25 protein-coding genes are annotated in these 26,405 nt (G+C 72.5%); 5 read left to right on the top strand and 20 right to left on the bottom strand.

Translation table 11 applies throughout. The features are described from left to right. The first annotated feature begins 77 nt into the window (after nucleotides 1-77). Entirely contained in the window at nucleotides 78-1,259 is a 1,182-nt protein-coding gene (locus QI554_RS23025; protein ID WP_281472096.1) for an alpha/beta hydrolase family protein, read from the top strand. Nucleotides 1,260-1,423: 164 nt separating this feature from the next. Here QI554_RS23025 and QI554_RS23030 read toward each other — a convergent pair whose 3' ends face one another. The 4 genes from QI554_RS23030 to QI554_RS23045 form a co-directional block, all read right to left on the bottom strand. After that, the gene (locus QI554_RS23030) at nucleotides 1,424-2,659 is read right to left on the bottom strand and encodes an NAD(P)/FAD-dependent oxidoreductase (protein WP_281472097.1); all 1,236 of its coding nucleotides are present in this window, start codon (nucleotides 2,657-2,659) and stop codon (nucleotides 1,424-1,426) included. Nucleotides 2,660-2,752: 93 nt separating this feature from the next. Then, nucleotides 2,753-3,217 carry a hypothetical protein gene (locus QI554_RS23035; protein ID WP_281472098.1) on the bottom strand — a complete coding sequence of 155 codons (465 nt, stop codon included), beginning with the start codon at nucleotides 3,215-3,217 and terminating at the stop codon, nucleotides 2,753-2,755. Nucleotides 3,218-3,323: 106 nt separating this feature from the next. Continuing rightward, complete coding sequence (locus QI554_RS23040; protein ID WP_281472099.1) at nucleotides 3,324-3,881, bottom strand: hypothetical protein; 558 nt, start codon at nucleotides 3,879-3,881, stop codon at nucleotides 3,324-3,326. Between the two features lie 62 nt (nucleotides 3,882-3,943). Then, nucleotides 3,944-4,540, bottom strand: coding sequence for a TetR/AcrR family transcriptional regulator (locus QI554_RS23045; protein WP_281472100.1), 597 nt, complete (start codon nucleotides 4,538-4,540; stop codon nucleotides 3,944-3,946). Between the two features lie 245 nt (nucleotides 4,541-4,785). On the opposite strand from QI554_RS23045, the gene QI554_RS23050 reads away from it, so the two are divergent. Then, the gene (locus tag QI554_RS23050) at nucleotides 4,786-7,071 is read left to right on the top strand and encodes a glycoside hydrolase family 3 C-terminal domain-containing protein (RefSeq protein WP_281472101.1); all 2,286 of its coding nucleotides are present in this window, start codon (nucleotides 4,786-4,788) and stop codon (nucleotides 7,069-7,071) included. Nucleotides 7,072-7,144: 73 nt separating this feature from the next. On the opposite strand, the gene QI554_RS23055 is transcribed toward QI554_RS23050, so the two are convergent. From QI554_RS23055 to QI554_RS23075, 5 genes are all read right to left on the bottom strand, one after another. Then, the gene (locus QI554_RS23055; protein ID WP_281472102.1) at nucleotides 7,145-9,130 is read right to left on the bottom strand and encodes an NACHT domain-containing protein; all 1,986 of its coding nucleotides are present in this window, start codon (nucleotides 9,128-9,130) and stop codon (nucleotides 7,145-7,147) included. A gap of 66 nt (nucleotides 9,131-9,196) precedes the next feature. Further along, nucleotides 9,197-9,553 (bottom strand): MmcQ/YjbR family DNA-binding protein, encoded by a 357-nt coding sequence (locus QI554_RS23060; protein ID WP_281472103.1) that lies wholly within the window; start codon nucleotides 9,551-9,553, stop codon nucleotides 9,197-9,199. Next, complete coding sequence (locus tag QI554_RS23065) at nucleotides 9,550-10,203, bottom strand: winged helix-turn-helix transcriptional regulator (RefSeq protein ID WP_281472104.1); 654 nt, start codon at nucleotides 10,201-10,203, stop codon at nucleotides 9,550-9,552. Before QI554_RS23065 ends, QI554_RS23060 begins: the two co-directional genes overlap by 4 nt. A gap of 124 nt (nucleotides 10,204-10,327) precedes the next feature. Next, entirely contained in the window at nucleotides 10,328-11,941 is a 1,614-nt protein-coding gene (locus QI554_RS23070) for a serine/threonine protein kinase (RefSeq protein WP_281472105.1), read from the bottom strand. 88 nt (nucleotides 11,942-12,029) lie between these two features. Further along, the gene (locus QI554_RS23075) at nucleotides 12,030-12,539 is read right to left on the bottom strand and encodes a GNAT family N-acetyltransferase (protein ID WP_281472106.1); all 510 of its coding nucleotides are present in this window, start codon (nucleotides 12,537-12,539) and stop codon (nucleotides 12,030-12,032) included. Between the two features lie 211 nt (nucleotides 12,540-12,750). Here QI554_RS23075 and QI554_RS23080 point away from each other — a divergent pair, with 211 nt between their 5' ends. Beyond that, nucleotides 12,751-13,266 carry a DUF2231 domain-containing protein gene (locus QI554_RS23080; protein ID WP_281472107.1) on the top strand — a complete coding sequence of 172 codons (516 nt, stop codon included), beginning with the start codon at nucleotides 12,751-12,753 and terminating at the stop codon, nucleotides 13,264-13,266. Between the two features lie 37 nt (nucleotides 13,267-13,303). On the opposite strand, the gene QI554_RS23085 is transcribed toward QI554_RS23080, so the two are convergent. The 3 genes from QI554_RS23085 to QI554_RS23095 form a co-directional block, all read right to left on the bottom strand. After that, nucleotides 13,304-14,548: a YncE family protein gene (locus QI554_RS23085; RefSeq protein ID WP_281472108.1), complete on the bottom strand. Its 1,245-nt coding sequence runs from the start codon at nucleotides 14,546-14,548 to the stop codon at nucleotides 13,304-13,306. A gap of 254 nt (nucleotides 14,549-14,802) precedes the next feature. After that, a complete protein-coding gene (locus QI554_RS23090) occupies nucleotides 14,803-15,867 on the bottom strand; it encodes a hypothetical protein (protein ID WP_343230813.1) in 1,065 nt (354 codons plus the stop codon). A 108-nt stretch (nucleotides 15,868-15,975) separates the two neighbouring features. Continuing rightward, entirely contained in the window at nucleotides 15,976-18,081 is a 2,106-nt protein-coding gene (locus QI554_RS23095) for an outer membrane protein assembly factor BamB family protein (protein ID WP_281472110.1), read from the bottom strand. 410 nt (nucleotides 18,082-18,491) lie between these two features. Between QI554_RS23095 and QI554_RS23100 the strand changes: the two genes are divergently transcribed. After that, a complete protein-coding gene (locus QI554_RS23100; protein ID WP_281472111.1) occupies nucleotides 18,492-19,580 on the top strand; it encodes a hypothetical protein in 1,089 nt (362 codons plus the stop codon). 109 nt (nucleotides 19,581-19,689) lie between these two features. On the opposite strand, the gene QI554_RS23105 is transcribed toward QI554_RS23100, so the two are convergent. The 7 genes from QI554_RS23105 to QI554_RS23135 all read right to left on the bottom strand — a co-directional run bounded on the left by QI554_RS23105 (nucleotide 19,690) and on the right by QI554_RS23135 (nucleotide 24,892). After that, a complete protein-coding gene (locus tag QI554_RS23105) occupies nucleotides 19,690-20,250 on the bottom strand; it encodes an SWIM zinc finger family protein (protein ID WP_281472112.1) in 561 nt (186 codons plus the stop codon). Nucleotides 20,251-20,252: 2 nt separating this feature from the next. Further along, nucleotides 20,253-21,950, bottom strand: coding sequence for a DEAD/DEAH box helicase (locus QI554_RS23110; RefSeq protein ID WP_281472113.1), 1,698 nt, complete (start codon nucleotides 21,948-21,950; stop codon nucleotides 20,253-20,255). Nucleotides 21,951-22,370: 420 nt separating this feature from the next. After that, nucleotides 22,371-22,685, bottom strand: a complete 315-nt coding sequence (locus QI554_RS23115) for a transcriptional regulator (RefSeq protein WP_281472114.1) — start codon at nucleotides 22,683-22,685, stop codon at nucleotides 22,371-22,373. Continuing rightward, nucleotides 22,682-23,146 (bottom strand): hypothetical protein, encoded by a 465-nt coding sequence (locus tag QI554_RS23120; RefSeq protein ID WP_281472115.1) that lies wholly within the window; start codon nucleotides 23,144-23,146, stop codon nucleotides 22,682-22,684. The genes QI554_RS23115 and QI554_RS23120 overlap by 4 nt, the downstream gene beginning before the upstream one ends. 101 nt (nucleotides 23,147-23,247) lie before the next feature. Beyond that, nucleotides 23,248-23,880: a hypothetical protein gene (locus QI554_RS23125; protein ID WP_343230809.1), complete on the bottom strand. Its 633-nt coding sequence runs from the start codon at nucleotides 23,878-23,880 to the stop codon at nucleotides 23,248-23,250. 200 nt (nucleotides 23,881-24,080) lie between these two features. Next, nucleotides 24,081-24,563, bottom strand: coding sequence for a MerR family transcriptional regulator (locus QI554_RS23130; protein WP_281472116.1), 483 nt, complete (start codon nucleotides 24,561-24,563; stop codon nucleotides 24,081-24,083). After that, nucleotides 24,560-24,892 (bottom strand): hypothetical protein, encoded by a 333-nt coding sequence (locus QI554_RS23135; RefSeq protein ID WP_281472117.1) that lies wholly within the window; start codon nucleotides 24,890-24,892, stop codon nucleotides 24,560-24,562. Before QI554_RS23135 ends, QI554_RS23130 begins: the two co-directional genes overlap by 4 nt. Before the next feature lie 199 nt (nucleotides 24,893-25,091). On the opposite strand from QI554_RS23135, the gene QI554_RS23140 reads away from it, so the two are divergent. After that, nucleotides 25,092-25,475, top strand: coding sequence for a hypothetical protein (locus QI554_RS23140; protein WP_281472118.1), 384 nt, complete (start codon nucleotides 25,092-25,094; stop codon nucleotides 25,473-25,475). 36 nt (nucleotides 25,476-25,511) lie between these two features. Here the strand turns inward: QI554_RS23140 and QI554_RS23145 are convergent, their stop codons facing one another. Beyond that, entirely contained in the window at nucleotides 25,512-26,375 is an 864-nt protein-coding gene (locus QI554_RS23145) for an alpha/beta fold hydrolase (RefSeq protein WP_281472119.1), read from the bottom strand. Nucleotides 26,376-26,405 lie beyond the last annotated feature (30 nt).

Genomic DNA, 26,405 nt, shown 5'->3' on the forward strand with positions numbered 1-26,405 from the left:
CGTGGGGGCTCGGCGCGCGACGGTGCGGAGGGGCCGGGACAATAGGGGGTGGGGCTCGTGGACACCCGGAGGCGACCGTGACCCGGACCGGCGACCCGCTCTTCGACATGTTCGTCACCCGCGCGCTCGGGCTCGTCACGCGCGGCGGCGCCGAGACCGGCGAGGTCGAGGCGGCCGTGGAACGCGTCAGACCCGGCGACACCGACTCCTGGTACGCCGCGTGGGCCGGGATCGCCGAGCTCGTGGCGGCCGAAGGCGAGGCGAGCCTGGTGCGGGGGCATCGACGGAGCGCGGCGGAGGCGTTCTGGCGGGCGACGACCTACTTCCGGACGTCGTACCAGCCGCTGTTCGGCAAGCCGGTCGACCCCCGCCTGACGGCGGCGTTCGCCCGGGAGCGGGAGTGCTTCTCGCGCATGGCGCGGCTGTCGGCACCTCCCGTCGTGACGGTCGAGGTGCCGTACGAGGACACGGTCCTGCCCGGCTATCTGTGCCTCGCCGACGACGGCAACGGCGCGCCGCGCGCGACGCTGGTGTCGGTCAACGGCTACGACTCCAACATCCACGAGATGTACTGGGCCCACGCGATCCCTGCGGTGCGCCGCGGCTACGTGTCGCTGCTGGTCGACGGCCCCGGCCAGGGGCAGCCGCTGGTCGAACAGGGGCTGTCGCTGCGCCCCGACTGGGAGGCGGTGCTGTCCCGCGTCCTCGACTTCGCGTGCACGCGGCCCGAGGTCGACCCGGAGCGCCTCGCGGTGACCGGGTGGAGCCTCGGCGGATTCCTCGCGCCGCGCGGGGTCGCGGGCGACGCCCGGGTGAAGGCCTTGATCGCCGATCCGGGGCAGTGGGACATGATGGCGCACTTCCCGAAGGAGCTGACGGAGCGCGTGGCCGACGGCGACACCGCCGAACTCGGCGCGTTCCTGGAGCCGTTGGCGACCAGCCCCGTCGGGCGCTGGAAGTTCGTGCAGCGCGCCCTGTGGGTGCACGGCGTCGACGGCCTCGGCGAACTGGTGCTCGACATGGCCCGCTACCGGGTCTCCGACGTCGTCGACCGCATCACCTGCCCGAGCCTGGTCGTCGCCAACGAGAACGACCCCGTCAGCGAACAGGCCCTCCGACTCCACGACGAACTCCCGGGCCCCAAAACCCTCCTGCGCCTCCCGCGCGGCCAGGGCTACGACAGCCACTGCCAGACCACGAACCGCTCCGGCTACGACCGCCTGGCGTTCGACTGGCTGGACGACGTCGTCAAGCCTTAGCGGACCTGTCGCTGCCGACCGCGGAAGGCCGTTGCCGTTGTTGAGCACCACCAGCGAAGGAAGGCACCGGCTATCGTCCTGGACCGGCGGCGTGCTTTGGGGCAAGCCCTGTTCCGGCCGCCGCTCCAGATGTTCCGGACGCGGTAGCCCCCGAGGCACGACGGTCAGGTCGTGACGGCGTCGGACAGCGGGACGTTCGGGTCGGCGAGGCGGTCCGGGTCGACGGTGGCGCGGACGGCGACCAGGTCGCGGATCGCGTCGGTCTGGTCCCAGACGTTGACGTTCATGCCGGCGAGGACGCGCCCCGACGCGAGCCAGAAGACGACGAACTCGCCGGAGTCGCGGGCGCCGCGGAAGACGACCTGGTCGTAGCCGCCCGGGTCGACGTAGCCCTGGTACTCCATGCCGAGGTCGTACTGGTCGGTGAAGAAGTACGGGACGCGGTCGTAGCGGACGTCCTGGCCGAGCATCGCCTTGGCCGCGGTCTGCGGCTGGTTGAGGGCGTTCGCCCAGTGCTCGACGCGGATGTGCTTGCCGAGCACCGGGTGGAACGCGCTGGCCACGTCGCCGGCGGCGAAGACGTCCGGGTCGGAGCTGCGCAGCTGCGCGTCGACGCGGACGCCGTTGTCGACGGTGAGCCCGGCGTGTTCGGCCAGGCCCGTGTTCGGGGTGATGCCGACGCCGATGACGACCGTGTCGGCGGCGACGCGGGAGCCGTCGTCCAGGCGGACGCCCGCCGCGTGCCCGGCGCTGCCGAGGATCTCCGCGACGCCGACGCCACAGCGCAGGTCGACGCCGTGGGACGTGTGCAGGTCCGCGAAGATCCGCGCGGCCTCGGCCCCCAGCGGCCCCAGCAGCGGCAGCTCGGCCGCCTCCAGGACGGTGACCTCGACGCCCGCGGCGCGGGCCGCGGCGGCGGTCTCCAGGCCGATCCAGCCCGCCCCGATGACGACGATCCGGTCGGCCGTCGCGACGGCCTCCTTGATGCGGTCGCTGTCCGGCAGCCGCCGCAGGTAGAGGACGCCGTCCAGGTCCGCGCCCGGGACGGGGAGCCTGCGCGGGGACGAGCCGGTGGTGAGCAGCAGCTTGGCGTAGCCGAGCCGCGAGCCGTCCTCGAACGTGAGTTCGTGTGCGGCGGCGTCCAGGCCGGTCGCGGTGACGCCCAGGCGCAGGTCGACGTCGTGCTCGTCGTACCACTCCAACGGGTGAACGTAGACCTCCTCGCGGGTCTTGTCGCCCATCAGATAGCCCTTGGACAGCGGCGGTCTCTCGTACGGCCGCTCGCGTTCCTCGCCCACCAGGACGATCCGTCCCGCGTAGCCCTGGTCGCGCAGGGTCTCGGCGGCCTTTGCGCCGCCGAGCCCGGCCCCGACGATCACGAACCCGTTGTCGTCGCCCACGGTCCACTCCTCGGGCAGCCTCGTTCCGGCCCCCCGTCACGTTCAAGATCCCCGCGCGGGCGGGTGTTATGCCGCAGGGCGCGGACGTCCTGCTCAGTACTCGTTCTTGATGACGAAGAACGAGCCGCGAATGGTCCCCGCGAGCTTCGACTTCTGCCGGGCGAACTTGAACCGCGAGGCGAGTTCCTCCGGGACCTCCATCCCGTCGGAGAGCTTGAACCCGACCGCCCGCTTCCCGGCGTCGGTAATGGTGTACATCACGTTGATCGACAGCCCGCTTTCGTAGAAGACGTAGGCCATCCGGATGTCCTCGACCTGGAAGGACGTGGCCTCGAGCGGCCGGGACGCGATGACGATGTCGCGTTCCTCCATGAGGATCCGGTGCACCCAGTCGACCGCCTCCTTGGCGTCGCTCGCCGGCTCCACCGTGAAGTCGTGGTCGTACTTGTTCTTGAAATAGCGGGCCTCGTTCGCCCGCAGACCGGCGAGCGCGGTCGCGACGGGCGACGACTCCAGGCCGACGGTGGAGACGGTGTGGAAATCGACGGTGTAGGTCATCGCGGCTGCTTTCTCATCGGCGTCCCGAGGGCTGTACACCTTTTCCCTCGGCCGCCCCGCGCTAAGCCCCGCGCTCGCCGTGACCGGCGGGTCCCGCCGGCGCGGGTCACTGCGCCGAGTTGACCCGGTCCACGCGCTGGTAGCCGGGCTTGGACTGGTACGTCCGGCCGTCCACGGAGACCCGCTTGTACGCCGCCAGCAGCGTGTCCTGCGGCGTGTCGGCGGGATAGGTGCGGCGGAACCGGCTCTCCCGGGCGGGGTCCTCCAGGTACGTGAACGTCCAGGAGACCGTCTCGTGCTTCATCGAGGACAGCGCGAACAGGGCCGCCGGGCCGTAGAACTTCACCTCGTGACCGGCCGACGCCAACGTGTGGGCGTCGTTGAAGCGGGCGTCGAACAGCTGCGCCGCCGCGTCCAGGGCCGCCTGGAGAGCGGGAATCTCCGCTTCCACGGCGCCCACGGTGGCCCGGGCGGTGTTGAACGCCGCCAGGATCGCCTTGCACTGGTCCAACACGGGCGCGTCGAGCTGCTCGGCCGGCGCCAGCAGGGCGTCCAACTCCTGGCAGTCGAGCGTGAATTCGGCGGTCTTGGCGGACCGCACGTCGTCCAGGAAGACCGCTCGCGCGGCCAGCTCCGTCAGCGCCGCGTCGAGCGCCCGGGACACCTCCGCCAGCGCGCTCCCGTTCCGCTCACGGGCGACGTCCGGCGCCCACAGGCGTGGTCGGGTCAGAGCGGGTCGGTCAGCTGGGCGCGGATGTGGTCGCGCACGGTGCCCGCCATGTCGGTGGCCGGGTCGTAGAGCCACTGCACCTGAAGGCCGTCCATGAGGGCGATCAACTGGCGTGCGGCGGAGGCGGGTTCGATGCCGGGGGCCAGCGCGTCCGCGGTGCGCGCGTGCTCGTAGTCGGTGGCCGCGGTGCCGACGGTGCGGTGGTAGCGGTCGCGGAAGTACGCGTGCGCGGGGTGGTCGGGGGAGGTCGCCTCGGCGGCCAGGGCGGTGAACATCTCGACGATGACCCGGCGTCCGGCGTTGCGCTCGACCACGTCCACGGTGCGGCGCAGGCGTTCGACGCCGACCGCGTCGTCGGCCAGCAGGTGCCGCGCGTCCTCCTCGTCGCGCGCCTCGAGGACGGCGAGCAGCAGCGCCTCCTTGCTCGGGAAGTGGTGGATCAGCCCCGGGTGCGACATGCCGCACCGCGCGGCGAGCTCGCGCATCGACGTGCCGCGGTAGCCGGCCTCGCCGAACAGCGCCATCGCCTGCTCGATGATCTCGCGCTGCTTGGCGCGCCCCTTCGCGTAGCTGCGGCGTGCCTCGCCGGCCATGGTGCCCTGACGCCTTCCCGTGCCCGCCGCCCCGCCTGCCGGGGCCGGCCGTCCGCCGCCCCGGGCCGGGCCCCGGTGCGGTGCACCGGTTCCGACCTGGGCGTTGTCCGGTGGAGATGATCTCATGACCGCGAATACCTACCATGTGGTAGGTATTCATGCCTATAGTGAGCGGCACCGGCCGCCCGGACCCCCGTCCCGGCGCGGCCGCTCCGCCTTGCACCGGCAAAACTCGGAGTTGACGCATGACCACCGACGTCCCGCGCCTGGACATCCCCGCGCTGCTCGCCGCGCTCACCCTGGAAGAGAAGGCCGCGCTCCTCGACGGCTCCGACTTCTGGAACTCCCAGGCCGTCGAGCGCCTCGGCGTTCCGGCCGTGATGCTGTCCGACGGCCCGCACGGCGTACGCAAGCAGCCGGAGGAGGGCGACCACCTCGGCATGCTCGACAGCGTCGAGGCCACCTGCTTCCCGCCCGCCGCAGGGCTCGCGTCCAGCTGGGACGTCGACCTGGTCAACCGGGTCGGCGAGGCCCTCGGCCGCGAGGCCCGCGCCGAGCGCGTCTCCGTGCTGCTCGGCCCCGGCGTCAACATGAAGCGCTCGCCGCTGTGCGGCCGCAACTTCGAGTACTACTCCGAGGACCCGGCGCTCGCCGGCGAGCTCGGCGCCGCGTGGGTCAACGGCCTGCAGAGCCAGGGCGTCGGCGCCTCCGTCAAGCACTACGCCGCCAACAACCAGGAGACCGACCGCATGACGGTCTCCGCCGAGATCGACGAGCGCACGATGCGCGAGATCTACCTGCCCGCCTTCGAGACCGTGGTGCGCAAGGCACGGCCGTGGACCGTGATGTCCTCCTACAACAAGGTCAACGGCACCTACGTGGCCGAGAGCCGCGAGCTGCTCACCGAGGTCCTGCGCGACGACTGGGGCTTCGACGGCCTCGTCGTCTCCGACTGGGGCGGCGCCGGCCGGCGCCCCGAGTCGGTGGCCGCGGGCCTCGACCTCGAGATGCCGTCGTCCAGCGGCGCCGGCACCAAGCTCATCCTCGACGCCGTCGCCGCCGGAACGCTCTCCGAGGCCGACGTCGACCAGGCCGTCACCCGCGTGCTCACGCTGGTCGACCGGGTGCGCGACAGCCTCCCCACCGGCCGCACCTTCGACCGCGAGGCCCACCACGCGCTCGCCCGCGAGGCCGCCGCGGCCAGCACCGTGCTGCTCAAGAACGAGGGCGGCATCCTGCCGCTCGACCCGAACAGCGGCGGCACCGTCGCCGTCATCGGCGAGTTCGCCCGCAGCCCGCGCTACCAGGGCGCCGGATCCTCGCAGGTCAACCCCACCAACCTCGAGAGCGCCCTCGACGCGCTGCGCACCGCGCTCGACGGCCGCCGCGAGGTCGTCTTCGCGCAGGGCTTCGAGGTCGAGTCGCCGGACGCCGACCCCGAGCTGGTCGCCGAGGCCGTCGCCGCCGCGGCCGCCGCCGACGTCGCCGTGGTGTTCCTCGGCCTCCCGGCCTCGTACGAGTCCGAGGGCTACGACCGCAGCCACATGGACCTGCCGGCCCACCAGATCGACCTGCTCCACGCCGTCGCCGACGCCAACCCGCGCGTCGTCGTCGTCCTGTCGAACGGCTCGGTCGTCACCGTCGCGCCGTGGCAGGACCGCGCCCAGGCGCTGCTCGAGGGCTGGCTGCTCGGCCAGGCCGGCGGCGGCGCGGTCGCCGACCTGCTGCTCGGCGCCGCCAACCCGTCCGGCCGCCTCGCCGAGACCATCCCCGTCCGGTACGAGGACAACCCGGCCCTGGGCGCGTTCCCCGGAGCGTTCGGCACCGTCCGCTACGGCGAGGGCCTGCTCATCGGCTACCGCTGGTACGACGCCCGCAAGCTGGCCGTGGCCTACCCGTTCGGGCACGGCCTGTCGTACACCAGCTTCGAGCACAGCGGCCTGACCGCCACCGTGGTCGCGGACGGCGCCGAGCCGCGCGTCGAGGTGTCCGTCACCGTCACCAACACCGGCGAGCGGGCCGGGACGGAGACCGTGCAGGTCTACGTCACCGACCCCGAGGCCAGCGTCTACCGCCCCGAGCAGGAGCTGCGCGGCTTCGCCCGCGTCGCGCTCGAGCCCGGCGAGAGCAAGACCGTCACCGTCGAGCTCGGCCACCGCGCCTTCGCGTACTGGCACGAGGCCGTGCGCCGCTGGGTCGTCGAGGGCGGCGTCTTCGGCATCCGCGCCGGCGCCTCGTCCCGCGACATCCGCCAGGAGACGACCGTCGAACTCGCGGGCGACCACGTCGTCCTGCCGCTGCGCGACGACTCGACCGCCGAGCAGTGGCTGGCCCACCCCGAGGCCGGGGCGTGGCTGCGCGCCGCGCTCGACGTCGACGGCGAAGGCGGCGGCATGGCCGGAATGCTGTTCGACCCGCACGCCGGCCAGATGGTCCGCGCCATCCCGCTGGAGCGCCTCGCCCGGTTCCCCGGATTCCCGGTGGACCACGACCAGATCGCCGACGCGTTGAAGAAGTTCAACGCTTCCTGAGGTGGGGAGTCGAAGCGGTGCCGGCGGTTCGTCCGACGGCACCGCTTCGGCGTTCTCAGGGGTCTCAGCGGTGTCAGGGGACGGGGTCCGGGTGCGCCGCCAGCCAGGCCTGGAGCTCGCGGTGGCGGAACTGGTAGGCGACCCCCGAGACGCGGAGCAGGCCGGCGCCGTAAGACCAGTGGAGGAACGCGCCGAGGCGCCAGGGGAGTCCGCGGGCACACAGAAGGAAGACGAGGTAGCGGCGGCCGGCGCCGGTCAGGACATACAGACCCGCCACCAGGCTTGCCGCGAAGCCGAACACCCGCCCGGCCGGAAAGTCCGACGCGACCAGCGACGTGAGCCCGAACGCGACACTGAGCATGAGCCCGAACGCGAGATCGTCGCGCACCGGGCGGCGGGGGTCCGTGGGCTGGGTTTCCCCGAGTCCCTGGGCGAACCCGCCGAGCGCGGCCGCGACCCCGATGCCGAGCCCGACGGGCAGCCCGAGCGCCCACCCGCCCCGGTAACCGGACGCCAATCCGAAGCCGGACCCGCCGACGAGTGCGAGGGTGAGCAGCTGCCACAACTGCCCTCGTCGGCCGCGGCGGTGGAGTATCCGGGGCCCTTCGACCTCGGACCGGCCCGCGAGCAGGACGGCGGCGAGCACGACGGCCGCAATCACGACGACCCCGACGAACAGCCACAAGGGCGGGGCCGGGGAGCCCCACGGCACGACCGGGACGCCCGCCCCGAGCACGAGCGCGGCCGCGATGGCCGCGTCGGCGCTGCGCACACGGCGCGCACCGGCCACCGGCCACAGCTCGTGCAGCGCCAGGTCGGTGCCGGGCCCGGTACCCGAGGCCGGCGTCGTCGCGGCGAGGTGGCGGGCGAGCGCCGCGAGCCAGCGGTGGGTCTCCTCCGGGCCGTAGCGTCCGGCGTGCGTGGGGTGCTGCCGACAGGCCGCCGGAAGGTACAGCCCGAGCAGGTGGTCCCTGACCGCGCTCGGTGAGGCAAACGCGAGCAGGTCGTCCGGCCGCCGCACCGGCAGCAGTGTCTCCGGGTCGCGCTCCTCGTACACCGTCACGGCCAGGTTCAGCCGCCACGGCGTGGCGAGCGAGCGGGCCAGCGTCCCGCCGGGTGCGGCGTACAACGTCTGGACGACCGAGGCCCAGCGCGTCGGGTCGGTGCTGCGCGCGGTCAGGTAGGCGTCGGCCTGGGCGGGGGTGACGGGCGCGATCTCGATGCGGGCGGCCTCGCGCATGCGCACGTCCAGGGCCGCGAGTTCGTCGTACTGCTCGGCGCGGCAGGTCAGGATCACCGGCGCGCTTCCCGCGGCGTCCTGGTACGCGTTGAGCTGCCGCAGCGCCGCCACCGCTCGGCGGCGCGGCACCGGGGTGGCGGCCCCGTCCATCTCGTCGAGGCCGTCGAGGACCGGCAGGATACGGCGCTGCTCGACGAGCGCATGGGCGTCGGCCGGCGTCAGGCCGCGGTCGCGGAACCGGCGGTGCACCTGCTCGGCCAGCCACTGCTCCAGCGGGATGTCGGTGTCCCAGCCGGCCAGGGACATCCGCACCGGCACCGGGTCGGCGTCGGTGCGGGCCGGGTCGGTGAGCAGGCCGAGCACGAGGTCGATCGCGAGCACGGTCTTGCCCGCACCCGGAGCGCCGGTGACGACCAGGCGAGCGGGCCGCACCGTCTTGTAGTACGCGGTCACCCCGCTCAGGTGGCCGGTCGCCGCCGCTCCCGCGGCGTTGTTGGCCGGCTCGGCGCGGAACTGGAACCCGAGGTCGATGCGGTGCGCGCCGTCGCCGGTCAGCTGGGCGCGCTGGCGGGTCTCGGCCGCGAGGACGGCCTTGGCGAGCAGCGCGGCCCGGGCCCCGGTGTCCGCCGCGCCGCGGTGGCCGTCGAGGTAGGCCTTCCACCCCAGGAACGACGCCGGCCCGGCGAGCACAACCGTCGTCGCCGTCGCGGCGAACGGGGCATCCTGGAACCGCCACGTCACCCACAGCGCGACCACGGCGGTCGCCGCCAGCAGCAGGACATAGACGCCGCGCGTTCCCCCGGTCCCCGATCCCCCCACGGCACCATCATCCCGACCGGGGGTCACTGTCTGCAGCGGAACGCGGTTACCGCGCCGAGGGGTTGTTCAGTCCTTCTCGCGGAGCCCGTCGACGTACTCGTAGGCGTCGGCGGCCACCTTGCGCCACAGTTCGAGCGTCTCGGCGTCGTTGTCCTGCGGCGGGACGCCGATCCACTCGCGCATCGTGCGGGTGCCCATCGTCACCTGCTCGGCGGTTCCGGCCTCGACGAGTCGTTCGACCTGCTCGCGGGGGAGCTTCACGATCAGCTCGCCCTTGTGGCCGAGGAACGCGAAGATCTTGCCGCCGGTGCGCAGGCCGGGGCTGGCGAACATCGTGCCGAAGACGACGTCCGGCTCGCCCTCGTAGTCCTCCGCCACGCGGTCGAGCAGGTGCCGGTTGGGTGCGGTGCGGGTCTTGGTCATCGGTCGGTCCCCTTGCCGGTGTTCGGGAGAAGGCGTTCGAGTGCCGCGTGCGAGCCGTCGACCACCAGGCCTTCGGCCTGGGCCGCGCGCAGCGGGGTCGTTCCGGTGAAGAGTGCGACGAGCAGTTGCGGCGGCGCGGTGACGACGGCGTCGGGGCGGCGCTCGGTCGAGCACGGTTGGACGTCGACACGGCCGCCGTCGGCGGTGATGTCGCAGCCGTCGTACAGGTCGCCGAGGCGTACGGTGACGGCCGGTTCGTCCGGCGCGCCGTCCTGGCAGAGGTAGCGCGCCGGGAGCGAGAACCAGTGCATGCGGAACTCGGCGCCGTCCGCCGGGGTGAACATCAACGGCGCGCCCCAGCGCACCAGTTCGCGCACCACGCCGCCGAGGTCCTCACCCCGCGCGGTCAGGCTGATCAGGGTCGCGGCGATCGGGGGCGGCTCGTCGTGCCGGACGACCACCCCGGCCGCCTCCATCTCGCGCAGCCGGTCGGCGAGCAGGTTGCTGGCGATCCCGGGCAGCCCCCGCCGCAGGTCGGAGAACCGGCAGGGCCCCTGCGTCAGCAGCTCGCGGACGATCAACAGCGTCCAGCGGTCGCCAACCACGTCCAGCGCGCGGGCCATGGAGCAGTACTGGTTGTACGAGCGCATACGGCCAGTTTACCCCGGTGGGTGTTGAGATTCTCAAGTCGGTGGTTGAGTTTTTCAACCACGGTGAAGGTCGCGGAAGCCACGGCTGCGGAGCGGCGCCCGATCGGGCCCGCCGTCGCCGCGGTCAGGACTTGGCGAGGGTTCCGGACGGGTTGCCGGTGCCGGCGGCGACGGTGGAGTACAACAGCCGTCCGTCGGGCTGCAGTCGGATGGTCGCCTCGCCGCCGCTGGTGCAGAGCGGGTTGCCCGTGCCGCCGCTGTTCGGGACGTCGGCGACGGTGACGACGGTGGGGCTGACCGCGACGAGCTTCTCGTCGCCGGTGCAGTCCAGCCCGACGACGGTGACCTTGGTGCTGCCCACCACGTCTCCGGTGCGGCCCGCGTGCAGGGTGAGGGTCAGCTGCTGGGGCAGCAGGCCGTCCTGCGTGGTGATCGTGCCGGTCCACGTCCCGACGAAGGCGCCGGGGAGCGTGCCTTCGCCGGTCGGGTGGGGGAGCGTGGTGGGTGTGGTCGGCCCGCCGGTGATCGGTGGGCCCGAGGTGTGCGTCGCGTTGTCGCTGTGGTCGCCTTGGTCGCGGGTGAGGAGGAAGGAGGCCAGTGCGGCGACGACGGCGACCGCTGCGGCGGCGACGCCGTAGAGCCTCCGGTTGTGCTTCCGGGGCGCGGGTGCGGGCTTGTCGGCCTCGAACGGCGGTGCCGTGGGGGCTTCGTAGGGCGATGCGGGGTAGGTGGGCGGGGCGCTGTACGGCGGCGCGTCCTGCCCGTGTGTCGCGGCCTGTGTCGGTGCCGACGCGGGCGGGCCGCCGAAGACCGGTGCCGTCCATGATGTCTGCGGCGCCGGCTCGTCCTCGAGTTCGAGCAGCGCGACCGCACGCCGGCTGACCTCGTTGGCGAGCTCGGGCGGGAGCCAGCCCGCGGCGACCAGGGCCTCGACGTCGCCGTCCGGGCTGAGGGCGCGCAGCACGTCGTCGGGCGTCGGCCGGTCGGCGGCGTCCTTGGCGAGGCAGGCCGCCACGAGCGGCCGCAGCCCGTCCGGGACCGCGTCGAGCCGCGGCTCCTGGGAGAGGATCCGGAAGAACACGGCCTGCGAACCGCCGTCCCCGAACGGCCCGCCGCCGGTCGCCGCGTAGGTCAGGACGGTGCCCAGGGAGAACACGTCGGTGGCCGGTCCGACGTCGCGGCCCTCGATCTGCTCCGGCGACATGAACCCCGGGGAGCCGACGGTCAGTCCGGTGCCGGTCAGCACGCTCGCGTCCACCGCGCGCGAGATGCCGAAGTCGATCACGCGCGGGCCGTCCGGCGACAGCATCACGTTGGACGGCTTCAGGTCGCGGTGCACGACGCCCGCCCCGTGCACCGCCGCCAACGCCGCCGCCAGGCCCGCGCCGAGCGTGCGCACGGTCGCCTCGGGCAGCGGACCGCGCTCCGCGACCGCCTCGCCGAGCGACAGGCCCGGGACGTAGCCGGTGACCAGCCACGGCTGCGCCGCCTCGGTGTCGGCGTCCAGCACCGGCGCCGTCCACGCGCCGCCGACCCGCCGCGCCGCCTCGACCTCGCGCCGGAACCGGGCGCGGAAGCCCGGGTCGTCGGCCAGGCCCGGAAGGATCAGCTTCACCGCGACGGCACGCCCGGTGCGGCTGCGCCCGACGTACACGCGCCCCATGCCGCCCGCGCCGAGCACACGCAGGATGCGGTACGAGCCGACGCCGCGCGGGTCGTCCGGTCCGAGGGGCCTCATGTCCTCACCACGGCCCGAGGATACGGAAAATCGGGCGCGTGCCGTGACGGTGCTTCCCTCGTATGGGGGAGGGGAGTTGGGGCGGACGTCAGGCGCGGGCGTCGCCCGGGGCCGGCTGCTCCGTCCGGAACGCCCGGAACCCGCGCCGCTGGTAGTTCGGCAGCGCGTTCGGGTGATCCTTCGACGAGGTGTGCAGCCAGACCCGGCTCACCTCCGGGAGCTGCCGCCACGCCCGCTCGATGCCGAGCGTCAGCGCGTAGCCGCCGAGCCCCTTGCCGACGAACTCCGGGAGCAGACCGAAGGTTTCGATCTCCACCTCGGAGCCGTTGCGGACGTCGTAGATCACCAGTCCTGCCGGCTTTCCCTGCCAACTCAGCAGCCAGAAGCGCCGATCGGGATTCCCGGCGAACCAGGCGGCCCAGTCCTCCTCGGTGCGGCTCGCGCTCTTCCAGCCGTACGGCCCTCCGATCCCGGCCAACGTCGGCGCGATCAGCGGCGCGCCGCCGTCCAACTGTTCGAGGACCAGTCCGGCGACGGGGGCGGACGGGCGGAGGTCGGCTTCGGCCGTCATCTCAACGTACGTGATCGTCTCGTGCACCCGGCCCAGCTTAGGCGGCGCTGTGGTCCGACGGGTGCCCGCGGACCCGCCCGGACCGCCGGACGGCGAAAGACCACGGCGGCGGCCGGTTGATCGCGGATTCCGTCCCTCCGCGCCCGTGACCCGCGATTTTCCGGAGTCGCCGCGGCCGTGTCACACCTTTCGGGCCCGGGCAGCCGCCGGGCGAGGCCCCTTGAAGCCGGGAGGCGTCATGAAGAGCAAAGCCGCCATCGCCGGGCATCCCATCCATCCGATGCTCGTCGGGTTTCCCGTGGCCGCCTACATCGGGAGCCTGGTCGGGTACGCCGTGTACGCGGGCACCGGCCACCAGTTCTGGCTGAACTTCGCCATCGCGCTCAACGTCGCCGGGGTCGGCGCTGCCGTGCTGGCCGCGCTGCCGGGGGCCGTCGACCTGCTGCTGGTGGTCCCGTCCAAGTCACCCGCCCAGTGGGTCGGCCGCGCGCACGCCGGGTTCAACGTGGTGTCCCTCGCGCTGTTCTCGATCACCCTCGGTGTGTACGCGTCGCACTGGAACGGGCCGCCGCGCAGCGCCTCGCTGGGCGTGACCCTGGCCGCCATCGGCGTGGCCACGACGCTCGCCGCCGGGGCCCTGGGCTGGTCGCTCGTGCAGGACTACCACGTCGGCATCCGCGAGACGGACGCCGACGGCGCGCGGTGGACGGCCGACACGTCCGCGGCGCGACCCCGGCACGGGCAGCAGGGCTGACGACCTGCCGCCCGCGCACGGTTCGACAGCTGACCCGCTATGCGCCGGACGGGCCGGTCCAGCCGGCCGGGACGTGTCCGAGGCGGACCCGCTGCGGGTGGTCGCCCACCGGCACCGAGGTGATCTTCTGCCCGGTCGCGAAGTCGATCGCGGTCACCTGGTCGGCGCCGCTCTCCGAGATCAGGCACGCCTTGCCGTCGCCGCTGACGGTCGCCCAGTACGGCTTGGACGCCGGGACGAGCGGCCCCTCCTGCAGGCTCGCGCGGTCGACGACGGTCGCGTAGTCGTCCATCGTCCCCGCGACGCACAGCTTGGTGCCCGCCGGGTTCATCGAAAGCCCGTGGTGGCGCGAGTCGTTGACCCAGGTGGTGCGGTCCTCGCTGGTCGCCGGGTTCTTCGGGAGCGTCTTCACGCGGGTGACGGCGTCCGAGGCGACGTCGTACTCGACGAAGCCGTTGAAGAACGACACCTGGAAGTACAGCGTGGCCTCGTCGGGCGTGAAGACCGCCGGACGGACGGCGTCCGACAGGTCTCCGCGGCCGAACGCGTCCAGGCGCTGCCGCATGTCGATGATCCTGACCTGCTGGAACGTCGTCGCGTCGGCCACCGTGATGTGGCGGTCGCCCTTCGTCCAGTCCAGCCACGGGGCGTCGAACGAGGACGTGACGTCGCCGATCGACATGTTCCAGATGTAGCGGCCGTCCTTGCTGAAGACGTTCTCGTGCGGCTTGTCGCCGGTCGCGAACGAGCCCAGTTGCGCGCCGGTGTTGATGTCGAGCACGTGCACCCGGTTCGCGGTGGACGCCGACACCGCCACGCGCGTGCCGTCCGGTGAGACGGCCATGTGGTCGGCGCGGTAACCGGCCACCGGGAAGCGCCAGTTGATGCGTCCCGTCGCCAGGCTGATCGACACGACGTCGGCGAAGCTCGGGCGCGAGACCACGACCGAGGAGCCGTCCGGCGTCGTGTACATGTCGTCGGCGAACTGGTCGTGCCCCTCGCCGGGCCCGTACCGGACGCCGAGGAAGTAGGCCAGCTTGACGGGGTTGAGGTAGATCTCGGTGAGCCGCTGGGCCTTGTCCGGGATGACGTTGATCCGGCCGACCTTCGCGAAGTCACCGCTGGACGCGATGACGTCGGCGGTGCCGTCCCAGTTGTTCCCGACGAACATGACCTCCCGCAGGGCAGCGGAGTTGCCCGGCTGGGCGGCCGAGGCCGGGCCGACGGTGAGCGCCGCGCAGACGCCGAGAACCACCGCGACATGCGCGGCGGCGCGCCGCATGCGCCCGCGTCCGGATCCTCTCGTGCGCGTGATGCTTGCGATTCCCGCGATGGCGGGCAGAGACGGAGCCATCGTGCTTCCTCCCACGTGGACGGTACGTGCGTCGTCGTGGTGCGCGATGTGCCGTGCGTTTTGCGTACCGGACGGTAACAAGGTGTCCGTGGCATCACAAGGGGCGGCCGGGGTCGACAACTCCAAAGCGTTGGAGGGAAGTCGCCCGTTACCAGCCGTTTGCGCCGTCGGGCCGACCCCGGCTAGAACCCGACGGCGTAAGGGCGTTCGTGGTGCCGGTCGTAGAACGCGCGCAGCCACGGCGTCCGGACCTCGGGCAGGCGGGCGAGGGTGGCGAAGAACAGCCGCTCGTCCGGGCGGAACTGCGTGGGTGGCGGCAGCGAAGGATAGTCGTCGCGCAGCACACCGTCGGGAAGTCGGCCGCTGACCGGCATCGGCGCCTTCCCGGCGGGGAAGGCCATGTGCCGCCACACATCGAACGGTATTGGTACCACATCGGGTTCGGGCGCTTTGGGCGGCGCTTCCGGCCGCCATGTCCCGGCCGTCTGCGGGTGCTGAGGGACGAGGAGGAGGCCGGCGCCCGGCTCCTCCGGCAGACCCGGCCCGGCGAGTGCCAGGGTCAGCCGCGGCGGTCCCGCGGGCAGGAGCACACGGAGCGCGCGCCGGAACGTCTGGGCGACGAGGCCGTCCGGGACCCCCACCGGCACACCGCCTGACATCGCGAGCAGATGCGCCAACGCGAAGCCTACCGCGGCGTACCACTCCGGCTCCCACCAGCCGAGCCCGTCGCGCGGGGGAGTGCCGGGCCGGTCGCGCAGCAGCGTGTCCCACGTGTCCGGAGGGCGTGAGGGCGCGACGTCCGGGATCCGGCTGACCGCCTCCGGGTCCAGCCACACCGCCCGCCACCGCGCGTGGTCGTCGAGCAGCGTCGCCACGGCCTGCCCGCACCCCTCGCACGCGAGGTTGGGGCCGTCGCGGCCGTCCAGGCCGCAGCAGAACCCACCACGGCGTTCCGGGATCACCACGGTCCCGCGCGTATCAGAAGGCGCGACCACAACAGCGCCCGCGGGGCCGAACGACAGGACGGGTACCGGCGCGAACAGACCGCGCGCCGCGGCCTCGTCCGCCGTGACCTCCGCCCAGGGCCGCCACGGCCACCCCGACGGCTCCGGGTCGACGGCGTACGTCCCCGACTCCATCAGCACCGGCATCAGGTCACAGCCGTAGCGCTGGTGTGCATGCACCGGCAGCGCGACCCGCTCGACGGCGACGGTGAGTTCCGCACCGCACCGCCCACACACGAACACATCCAACGGCGCCTCCCCCGAACGGCGGAAAGGCCGATGATGCCAAGCCCGCCCTTCGGGGCCAACCGCATTTCCGGCGCCGCGGCCCCGCGTTTGACGGCGTGTCGGTCACATGTTGAGCGCGTACAGGCCTGTCGGGTTTCCGAAGTAGACGAGTTCGCCCGTCAGCGCCGGCACGCACTGGATCAGGGCGTGCGCTTCCGAGCGGAACGACCACAGCTTCGCGCCGGTCGCCGCGTTCAGGGCGTAGAGGTATCCGCCCTCGCTCGCTACGTACGCGATGCCGTACCCGATGGTGGGCGCACGCCGGAAGTGGCCGTCCGGGACGAACGTCCAGCGCTGGGCCCCCGAGTTCGCGTCCAGCGCCCACAACTTCTCGCCGCAGAGGTAGACGAGCTCGCCGGCCACGGCCATCCCGCTCAGTTCGGGGTTCTCGCCGTCTACGTGGTACTTCCACTTCTCGGCGCCGGTGGCCACGTCCAGCGCGACGGCCGAGAGCAGTCCGTCCGTCGTGTAGACGGTCGGGCCGACGGTCGTCAGCACGTAGGAGTCGCTTGCGTCGCGGCTCCATTTCCGGCCGCCGGTGAGCGCGTCCACCGCCTGAAAGCCGTATCCGTTCGCGCAGAGCACGTTGCCGTTGAGGGCCAGTGTCGCCGACGTCGGAGGCCCGGACCGGGCAGAAGGGGCGGTCCATCGCTTGGTGCCGTCGGAGACGGCCAGCGCATAGAGGAGGTTGTCGGAACTGCCCACGTACACCAGCCCGTTACCGACCACGGTGGGCTTGTAGTTGGCGCCGCCTGTGGTGAAACTCCACTTGCCGGCACCCGTGTTCGCGTCGAGGGCGTACACCTTTTTGTCGCCGGTGCCGACGAACACCGTGCCGTCGGCAACCGTGGGGGTGGTCAAGAACGAGGAACCCACAGTGACGGACCAGTTCCGACGTCCGGTCCGGGCGTCCAGGGCGAACACCGCCCCCTCGTCGGTGGCGACGTACAGGACGTCGTCCACGACCACCGGCGACCCGAAGGCCCCGTTCGTCGCCTCCACCTTCCAGCGCAACCGCGAGGACGAGGAGCCGGACCCGATGAGCGCCACGGCTGTGCCGCCCGCCGCGGCGGCGACCGCGGCACCCGCTCCGAGCCACAAGGCGCGCCGCCGGGTGAGGAACCGGCTTGATGTCGCGGGAGGTTCGGGGGTGCCCGCGTCCGTGTCCGGGTCCGGACCGGGTGCCGGGCGCGGGTCGGTGGACAGCGGTGGTGTCTCGGGTCGCGTCAGCGTCGGGAGCTGGGCGGCAGGCACCCCCTGCGGAGCCGACGCGCCTTCGGTGTCCAGAGCGACGGTCGCGATCCGCAGCAGCGCGTGCGATACGGCCGCGGGTAGCCACCCCGTGTCCGGGCCGACCATCGTCGGCGCGGCCGGAAGGAGGGCGCGGGCCTGCGCCGACGTCGGCCGGGTCTTGGGGTCCTTGGCCAGAACCGCACGCAGCAGCGGCAGCAGGGTGGGCGGGGCGCCGTCCAGGTCCGGGTCGCGCATGGTGAGGTTCGCGATGAGGACCGGCAACGTGTCACCGGCGAACGGGGCGCGACCGGTGGCCGCATAGGCGAGGACCGCGCCGCAGGAGAACAGGTCGCTCTCCGGGCCGACGTCCGACCGTTCGAACTGCTCGGGCGACATGAACCCCAGCGTGCCGACCGTCTGCGCGGTACGGGTGAGGCTCGTCGCCCCGGAGAGCAGGGCGATCCCGAAGTCGATGACCTTGGGCCCGTCGACCGCGAGCATGATGTTGGACGGCTTGAGGTCCCGGTGCACGAGACCGGCGGCGTGGATCCCGGACAGCGCGGTCAACAGCCCCGCGGCGAGATGGCGGAGCGACGCCTCGGGCAGCGGTCCGAACCGCGCCACCGCCTCGTCGAGCGCCAGTCCCGGGATGTAGGCCGTGGCCAGCCAGGGCACGTCCGCGTCCGGATCCGCGTCCACTACCGGGGCGGTGAACTCCGCGTCCACGGCCCGCGCCGCGCCGACCTCGCGCGCGAACCGGCGGCGGAACTCCGGCCCGCCCTCCTGGAGCAGATCGGGCCGTACGAGCTTCACCGCGACGGTACGCCCGCTCGAACCGCGCCCCAGGTACACGCGTCCCATGCCGCCCGCGCCGAGTCGGCCGAGCAGGACGTACGGTCCCACCTCGCGCGGATCCCCGGCCTGCAGTGCCTCCACGATCCCACCCCCACACCCCGCGCGGCTCACGCCGCCCGACACCGCACCCCTACGGCGTCGCCCCTGGAACGGAGACTGGCACATCCGTGCCGACGGCGGATGCGGATCAGCGAACTACGCGGCTTGGGTGGGTAGTTCGGTACTTCCTCGGGGCGGGTGGGGCAGCGTGCCGGGTCAGGACCGGGGAACGGGTGCGATGGCCGTCGGCGGCATGTGCGGCGTCCTTCGGCGTCGCGTAGGCGGGCGCCGGCCGGTGGGGGAGAGGCCCAGTGGGATTCGGCCAACCGGGCTGTGTGATCATGGACGGCTTTCGTTAGGCGGCGTGCGTCGGATCTGTCTGGTCGCGCCGAGCATCCTGGGCGGCGTGAGGCGCGCGGATGCCTGTGTGTGTGGGGGTGGGGCAAGTGCGGGTGTCGGAGACGGTTTCGGTGCGTCGTGGGCTGTGCGTGGGGGCGCTGGCCGGTGCGGTGGTGATCGCGGCGGCGGGCTGCGGGACCGGGGTGGCGGGGAAGGCCGTCGAGGCCGCGGGCGGGTCGGCGTCGGCGACGCCGAGCGGTACCGGGTCCAGGCCGGGCGGGTCGGCGTCCGCGAGTGCGAGCCCGACGACGCCGAAGGCCCCCGCGCCGACCGACGCTGAGGCGCTGCGGATCGTGCGGGCCGTCGACCTCGGGCCGACCACGCCGTCGGGCGAGCTCGACGAGGTGGCCGCCGCTAAGCAGTTGGCCGAACCGATGCTGAGCATCGTCAAGGCGAGCTGGCGGCTGGAGAAGCCCGAGTACCGCATGGGCGGCGCGCTCGAGGACCTGGACGACCCGCTCGTCTACCGCACCGCTCCCGCGGCCAACGGCGACCGCTGGTTCATGGTCGTCGACCGCGCCACCAAGGACCAGCCCGTCTACGTCTTCCGGGCCACGGCGGCGGACCCCGCCTGGAAGCTGGCGTTCGCCAGCTACATGGTCGACAACGTCGACGGGAGGCGCTTCCTGGGCCTCAACGAGGACAAGAACGGCGCGGCGGAGATCGTCTCCTCGGCCGCCGGGCTCGCGGCCGACCCGGCCAAGGTCTGCGCCGAGTCCACGGACGAGACCCCGTCCAAGACCTACGGCTGGGGCCCCAACGAGGCCGCCGCCGAAGCGGCCACCGCAAAGGCGGTCGCCGAGTCCGCAAAGCACGGCGCCAAGACCACGGTCACGCGCAAGCTCCGCCCCGAACAGGTCGGCCCCGTCTGGCGCTACGGCGACGGCGGCGCCCTCGTCCCCTGCCTGCGCGAAAACGCCTGGACGGAAACCATGAAGCCCGGACAGGCCATCACCTGGGACGGCAAGAGCCCCTTCAAGGACGACACACCCGACTTCGCCGTGACGTCGTACACGCGGACGAACATCTCCATGGAGCTCATCTGGGTGCCACCGACCATCGGCACGGCGTCGAGCATGCCGGACCTCGCCGCGAGCGACGCGTACCTCTACGACTTCACCTTCAAGGAAGCGAAGCGCTGACCCGACGACGAGCGCGAGCCGCGCTGGGATCGCTTCTGCGGCATCTGCACTGAGCCCTGCCGCCGGCACGGCCGTCCTGCGCGGGTGCGGGATGCATGCCTGGGCGCGGCTACGCGGACCGGCTGAAATAGTCGGCTGGGTCGAGGGCGCTGAGGGCGATCCAGCGCTGTGGTGCGACTGGGGTGGATACGTCCGTAGTGCCCTGTGGGGCGCGGAAGAAGCCTCGGACGGAGAGTGCGATCCGTGGGTCGTCGTCGATGCGCCGGGCCATTTCGTAGTAGACGGCCAGCACGTGGACGCATCGAGGGGCGCTGGTCGGGCAGGAGCATTCGACGCGGGCGAGCTTCGGGGCGGGCGGGTGGCCCGCTGCGACGATCGCGCGGTACAGCTCGTCGGTGAGGGCGGGTTGACCGCCGGACAACCGCCGGGAGATCTCGGCCAGTTCCTCCTTCGGCATCGGCGCGACCTCGATGTCGGCTGTCAGCCTGTTGCGGCCGTGCTGGATGGCGGCGCGTACCGTCGTGCCTTCGACGGCGACCTGCACGTGTCCGTCGCGGGCGAGTCTGCGGGCGCGCGGCAGGTGCGGATCCGGGCGGGTCTGGCTCAACGGCTCGGCGAGCCGGACCCAGGCCTTTCCCCACGCCGTGTAGCCGAAGTCGTTGTCGGGCATGGTCAGTTGTCTCGCTTCCGGCGCAGGATCGCGATGAGTCGGTCGTCGTCCATGCGGGCGAGTTCGGCGACGCCGGACATGTCGGCGACGTCGGAGAGCGCGGATTTGCGCGCGTGCATGGCGGCGATGTGCTCTTCGACGGTGGTCGCCGAGGTGAGCGTGGTGACGGTGACGGTACGGGTCTGGCCGATCCGGTGGACGCGGTCGGAGGCCTGGGCTTCCACGGCCGGGTTCCACCATCGGTCGAAGTGGATGACGTCGGCCGCCCGGGTGAGGGTCAGCCCGGTGCCGCCGGCCTTCAGGCTGAGCACCAGCACCTCCGGTCCGTCGTGGGCCTGGAACCGCCTGACCATGTCGGCGCGTTGCTCCTGGTTCAGGCCGCCGTGGAAGAACGGCACGGTCAGGCCGAACTGTTCGGCGCAATGGCGTACCAGCAGCTCGCCGGTCCGCCGGTATTGGGTGAAGATCAGGGTCGGCGAGCCGGCGTCGAGGTTGTCGGCCACGATGTCCGTGCAGAGGTCGAGCTTTCCGGACCGCCCGGCCGTCTCGTCGAGGTCGCCGGTGATCAGCCCCGGGTGGTTGCACGCCTGCTTGAGCGCGGTCAGGGCTGCCAGTACCCGGCCCTGGCGCTGGACGCCGCTGCCGAAGCCGTCGTCGACCGCCTGCTCCAACAGCCGGTCGTACAAATGCTTCTGCTCCTCCGTCAGGTCGCAGATCAGATCGGCGTGGATCTTGGCCGGGAGGGAGCCGGCGACCTGCGCCTTCTTCCGCATGAGCACAACCGGCTCGATCACCCCGCGCAGCCGGGCGGCGGCGGCAGTGGAACCTTCCGCGACGGGCCGCGCGAAGCGGCGCCGGAACTGCGTCCGGTGCCCGAACAGATGGGGTGCGACCAGGTTGAGCAGCGCCCAGAGTTCCTCGAGGCGGTTCTCGACAGGCGTGCCGGTCAGGGCGATTCGTGCGTTCGCCGCGATGCTCCGCGCGGCCTTGGAGATCTGCGTGCGGGGGTTCTTGAGCACCTGCGCCTCGTCGAACACCGCGGTGACCCAGTGGTGTCCGGTCATGGCCGGGCCGTGCAGGCGCAGCGTCGGGTAGCCGGTGAGCACGACCGTCCCGGGGTCCGCCGGTTCGAGTGGTCCGCCGCGCCAGACGATCGTGCGCAAGTCGGGTGCGAAGCGGGCGATTTCGTGTGCCCAGTTGCCGACGAGGGTGGTGGGGCAGACCACCAGCTGCGGCCCGGACTCGGCTTGCGGGACGAGGTGGCCGATGGTCTGCAGCGTCTTGCCGAGGCCCATTTCGTCGGCGAGCACCGCCCCGCCGTGTGCGGCGACGGTCTCGCGCAGCCAGCTGACGCCGCGTACTTGGTACGGCCGCAGCCTCGCGTTCAGGGTCGCGGCCAGTTCGCTCGCCGTGGAGGCGGTGTGCCGGAACACGGCCGCGGCATGCTCCGCCGACATCACCGCCACCCCGGTGGCGTCGGGAACGGCATGCGCGGCGATCGGGAGTGGCGCTTCGCCGCCTGTGATCCACGTCCGCCAGACCTCAACCGACCGGCCGGGCCGGTCGAGCGGGGCGTCGAGGAGCGCGTCCGGCTCGATCAGCACACACGGGACATCGGCCACCTCGAACCCGCCGAGGTCCGACGTCGGGACGACCAAAGCCACGGTCTCGACATCGCCGACCGGAGGGGCAGCCCCCACGCCTCGTCCGGACCAGGTCCACAAGGCGAACATGTGACGACCCGGCAAATATGTGGCTTCGCTGCTGAGCACGGTTTTGGTGGCCGCCGGGGGCGGATTCGGGCCGGGACCCGGAACGGTTTCCACGGCCGTACCCATAAACCGCCGCCGTGACTTCGGCGGGGCCGGCGCTGCGGTCATGAACACCCCCGGTGCGAGCGGAAAAGAACCAGCGACCGGGACCATAAGGATTATTTGCAAGCCTGTCAATCATGCTTTTCGGCGGACCCCAAGGGCATATCGATTCGGTCGTGTCAAATGCGCCGGGGCGCATTTTGTCGCCCTTGTCAAATTCCGCTCGCGGGCATGCTGTGGCATCTATGTCAAATTATGAAAGGGCATATTTGCTCGGGTTCGTTTAATGGGGCCGCGAACAGGGTGTCAGGCGGGTGGGGGTTCGGGTGGGGTGGCTGCGGCGAGGATGGCCTGGAGGGCGGCGATGTGGCCGTTGAAGGCTTCGCGGCCGGTGGGGGTGAGGCGCGCTCGGAGGCGTTGGCGGCTGCCGGTGAGGCGGCGTTCGGTGGTGACGTAGCCGGCCTGTTCGAGGGTGGTGAGCTGCTTGGAGAGCGCCGAGTCGGACAGCCCCACGCGGTCCTTGAGGTAGGCGAACTCGGCCCAGTCGGCCGCCGCCAGGGTCGCGACCAGGGTCAGGCGGGTGCTGGGGTGGATCAGCTCGTCGAACCGCGCTGTGGTCATGCGTGCGCCCAACGGCGCAGGACGCGCAGGATCTCGGGTCCGCCGAATCCGATGACGGCCGCGGCGAGCAGCCCCGCCCAGATGCCGGCGTGGTCGGCGCCGTCCGCGTCGAGGGCGAGCGCGGCGAGGACGGTGAGGGCGACGAGGGTGGCCAGCATGCCGACGACGAGCCACGGGATGCGGCGGCTGGCGAGGGCCGAGCCGACCTGGAGGCGGCTGGTGCGGCGGCGTCCGTCGAGCAGGCGGGGCGCGAGGGCGGCGTTGGCCGCGCCGAAGAGCAGGGTCGCGGCGCCGGCCAGCCACGGCGAGGCGACGGTGCCGAGTACGCCCAGCAGCAGCCAGCCGCCGGCCATCGCCCACCAGTAGGCGCGTGGCAGGCCGATCTCGTCGGCCACCTGGCGTTGGGCGCGTTCAGCCGCCTCGAGGGCGGTGCGGGCTTGGTCCGGATCGATGTCGTCCATGATGGATCCCCACTTTCCTAGTAGGAAACAAGCGTGCGACTTTCCCACCAGGAAAGTCAAGAGGGGGATCCCTCGTGGGGCTGGGACCTCCGCGGGTCCGCTCAACCGAGTCCGGCTGCGCGGGAGCGGCGTCGGCGTTGCGCGTAGGCGACGGTGACTACGGCGAGCATCGGTCCCCACAGGGTGAGGGGGAGGTAGGAGGCGTAGAAGTACGCGGCGCGCCAACCACCGGCCTTGGAGGGGAAGTCGTCCGGCAGCGGGTCGCCGTTGGCCTTGGTCTGGGTGATCTCCAGCAGCGGCATGACGATCGTCCACATGAAGGTGAGGACTGTTGCGCCGATGGCGGCCGGTACGACGGCTGCGGTGGTCGGGACGCGACGTCCGCGCAGGAACGGCACCCAGCGCGGGAACACCTCGCCCCAGCGGGCGACCAGCCCGACCGCGGTGAACGCGAGGAGCTCGGACACGATCGTCAGGCAGGCCACGTAGATGTTCATGGCCCAGTCGGGCAGCATCCCGCCGCGCTTGTCGTCGGCGAAGAGCACGCCGAGCCGCCAGATCCCGGACGGGAGCACGACGAACGGGACCGCATACGCCGTACGCCGCGCCCAGTCCGGCACCCCCGCGACCGGCTCGTGCGCCGCCCGCCACGCGCTGCGCAGGCGGCCCGGGGGCCTCGGCGTCGCGGGCTCGGCCGTGCCGCCGCAGGGGGCCGGAACTGTCGCCTGGTGCATCGGAGTCCTCCCGTTCGCGAGCCGCTCGGCCCGCCCGAAACGAAGATCGCAGAGGGGCGGGTGACGGCACGTCGCCCGCGCGGGGTAAGGCGGGCAGGTCGCGGGGTGGACGTCGGTGGGGGTGTGGATGCGCCAACGGGGGGACGGGCGGGGCGACTTGCGGCGTACCCGGTGCTGCGGGATCCCGCTGAGCCACCGCGTCAGGCACGCCGGGCGCGGCGCTCCTCGATGGCGAGTTCGGTGAAGGGCAGGGGGCAGCAGTCGCTGGTCGCGCACGCGGTCAGGTCGTCGCAGCCCGCGTCGACGGCCTCGACCAGCGCGGCGCGGATCACCTGCAGGTCGGCGATCCTGGCGTCGATCTCGGCGAGCTTGGCCGCGGCCCGCGCCTGGAGGCCGCCGCTGTCGCGGCCGTGGTGGTGGCGTCCGGCCTCAAGCAGTTCCGCGACCTCGTCCAGGCTGAACCCGAGGCGCTGGGCGGCCTTGATGACGCGGAGCAGCGCGACGGCGTCCGGCGGATAGACGCGGTGGCCGCCGAGCGTCCGCTCCGGCTCGGGCAGCAGGCCGCGGCGCTCGTAGTAGCGCAGCGTCTGCGGGTTCACCCCGGCGGCGTCGGCCAGTTGCCCGGAACGCAGGCCGGCGGAGGTCTCGGAGGTCGAGGAGCTCGCGGACGTCTCGGCGCTCATGCCGCCCCCGTCCGGGACGCCTCGGCGCGCCCGACCATCGCGTCGAGCACCGCCACGTACGGCCCCGGGACGGCCACGTCCATCCAGACCGTGTCGGCGTCCGTACGGCCGAACGTGAACGTGAAGAACGAGCAGCAACAGGCCTCCCGCTGCGCCAGGTCCCGCGCTCGGGCCTCGACCTCCAAGGGCAGCGTCAGCCGCGCCCGGGTCGGCTCCGGCCGTGCCACCTCGGCCAGCAACGCCCCGAACAGCGCGTCGAACCCGGCCGCCCGCAGCGGCTGCTCCCGTGTCGGCAGGGTGCACGCCTCCGGCACCCAGGTCTGCGCCATCGCGGACTCCCTCCGTCGACCGCCCGCGCCGGTGAGGGCGGGGGCTCCTCTCCGACGGTAAGCCTGCACCCGGGTACCGATTGCAAGTCGTGCGGACCAGCCCTTGCGCACCGCCCCTGCGCCGATATTCGGGAGACGGGACACGCGGGACGTCGTACGTTGCGACGCGTCCCACGACACCGCCCACGCAGGAGGCCCGGTGGTCCGCGACCTCGGATATTTCCGCGAACTGCCCGACGGGGAGCCTGACGGCGAGTCGCTGCACGATGCGGTCGGCCGGCAGGGTGAGTACGCCGACGAGCTCGCCGCCTACCTGGACGGCGGCGTATGGCTGGCCATTTCGACCAGCAGCGCCCCGGACGTGCTCAGCGGCAACGACCGTGTCGCGGGGCGTCGCGGCATCCGCACCGACGGCACGTGGTGGTGGCCCGGAGAGCTCGGCTACTACGTGAGGACCTATCGCGTCGCGCTGCCCGCCGAGTTCGCCGCCCACGCCCGGAGCCGCGGTTGGCATGCACCCGAGGTCAGCCATGAACGACTGTTCGAGCTGGAGCAGTGGTCGGTCGTAGGCTCGGCGGAATAGGCCGGTGCCCGTCGGGCCGACCCGGGCGTGGCGGGGTCAGCGTCCGGCCATGTCGAGGATCCGTTCGGCGACCAGCTCAGGCGCGTCGGTGGGGAGCGCGTGCCCGGTGCCGGGCACGATCTCGACGCGCGCGGACGGGGCGGTCGCCGTGATCCGTTCGGCGACTTTGCGCGCGTCGTGCAGGGCACTGCGCTCGCCGAGCAGGACCAGCGTGGGGATGTCCAGGCGTCGCAGCTCGTCGTCGGAGTAGACCGGGGGTATCGGCAGGGCGCGGCGGAAGCCCATGGACGCCCGCATCAGACGCATGAGTTCGGTGTCCAGGATCGCGCTGTTGCCGACCAGGCGGGCCAGGCGCGGGCGCAGGCGCCGGGGTGCGGCTGCGGCCAGGCCGCCGGCGATCAGCCAGGCGTAGAAGCGTGTGCCGAACTCGGCGAAGCCGGCGGGGTCGACGAGGGTGAGCGAGGCCGTCCGGCCGGGGTGGCGCAGGTGGTGGGTGAGGGCGAGCCATCCGCCGTACGAACAGCCCACGACGTGCGCGGCGTTCGTGTCGATCCCGGTCAGGACGTCGTCGAACCACGTGGCGGCGTCGTCGCCGTCGGCGATCGGCGTGGTCTGCACGCTGGCACCGGGCTCGCCGACCGTGTCGACCGCGACAACGGTGCGGTGCTTCGCGAGGAGGCCGACGTATGCGTGCCACATCAGGGAGTTGCCTCCGGCCCCCGGCAGCAGGACGACGGGGTCCTCGGCCGGTGGCCCGACGCGGTAGGCGCGGGTGGTTCCGTAGCGGGTCGGGATGTCGAGCGCGGTGCGCGGGCCTGGCCACAGCTCGTCGAGCGCGTGGTCGTAGGCGGTCTGGAAACGGTCACGGGCACGGTCGTTCTTGAACTCGCCGATCCTCATGATACATGTGTATCACAGGCATGATACGGG

This window comes from Yinghuangia seranimata (assembly GCF_029953285.1).
Taxonomy (GTDB): Bacteria; Actinomycetota; Actinomycetes; order Streptomycetales; family Streptomycetaceae; genus Yinghuangia; species Yinghuangia seranimata.

Coding starts and splice junctions, on each gene's coding strand:
- QI554_RS23070 (WP_281472105.1), bottom strand. CDS start 11,941: ATGAGGCCCCTCGGACCGGACGACCCGCGCGGCGTCGGCTCGTACCGC.
- QI554_RS23085 (WP_281472108.1), bottom strand. CDS start 14,548: ATGCGGCGCGCCGCCGCGCATGTCGCGGTGGTTCTCGGCGTCTGCGCG.
- QI554_RS23145 (WP_281472119.1), bottom strand. CDS start 26,375: ATGAGGATCGGCGAGTTCAAGAACGACCGTGCCCGTGACCGTTTCCAG.
- QI554_RS23130 (WP_281472116.1), bottom strand. CDS start 24,563: ATGAGCGCCGAGACGTCCGCGAGCTCCTCGACCTCCGAGACCTCCGCC.
- QI554_RS23060 (WP_281472103.1), bottom strand. CDS start 9,553: ATGACCAAGACCCGCACCGCACCCAACCGGCACCTGCTCGACCGCGTG.
- QI554_RS23050 (WP_281472101.1), top strand. CDS start 4,786: ATGACCACCGACGTCCCGCGCCTGGACATCCCCGCGCTGCTCGCCGCG.
- QI554_RS23045 (WP_281472100.1), bottom strand. CDS start 4,540: ATGGCCGGCGAGGCACGCCGCAGCTACGCGAAGGGGCGCGCCAAGCAG.
- QI554_RS23135 (WP_281472117.1), bottom strand. CDS start 24,892: ATGGCGCAGACCTGGGTGCCGGAGGCGTGCACCCTGCCGACACGGGAG.
- QI554_RS23125 (WP_343230809.1), bottom strand. CDS start 23,880: ATGCACCAGGCGACAGTTCCGGCCCCCTGCGGCGGCACGGCCGAGCCC.
- QI554_RS23065 (WP_281472104.1), bottom strand. CDS start 10,203: ATGCGCTCGTACAACCAGTACTGCTCCATGGCCCGCGCGCTGGACGTG.
- QI554_RS23105 (WP_281472112.1), bottom strand. CDS start 20,250: ATGCCCGACAACGACTTCGGCTACACGGCGTGGGGAAAGGCCTGGGTC.
- QI554_RS23120 (WP_281472115.1), bottom strand. CDS start 23,146: ATGGACGACATCGATCCGGACCAAGCCCGCACCGCCCTCGAGGCGGCT.
- QI554_RS23035 (WP_281472098.1), bottom strand. CDS start 3,217: ATGACCTACACCGTCGATTTCCACACCGTCTCCACCGTCGGCCTGGAG.
- QI554_RS23080 (WP_281472107.1), top strand. CDS start 12,751: ATGAAGAGCAAAGCCGCCATCGCCGGGCATCCCATCCATCCGATGCTC.
- QI554_RS23115 (WP_281472114.1), bottom strand. CDS start 22,685: ATGACCACAGCGCGGTTCGACGAGCTGATCCACCCCAGCACCCGCCTG.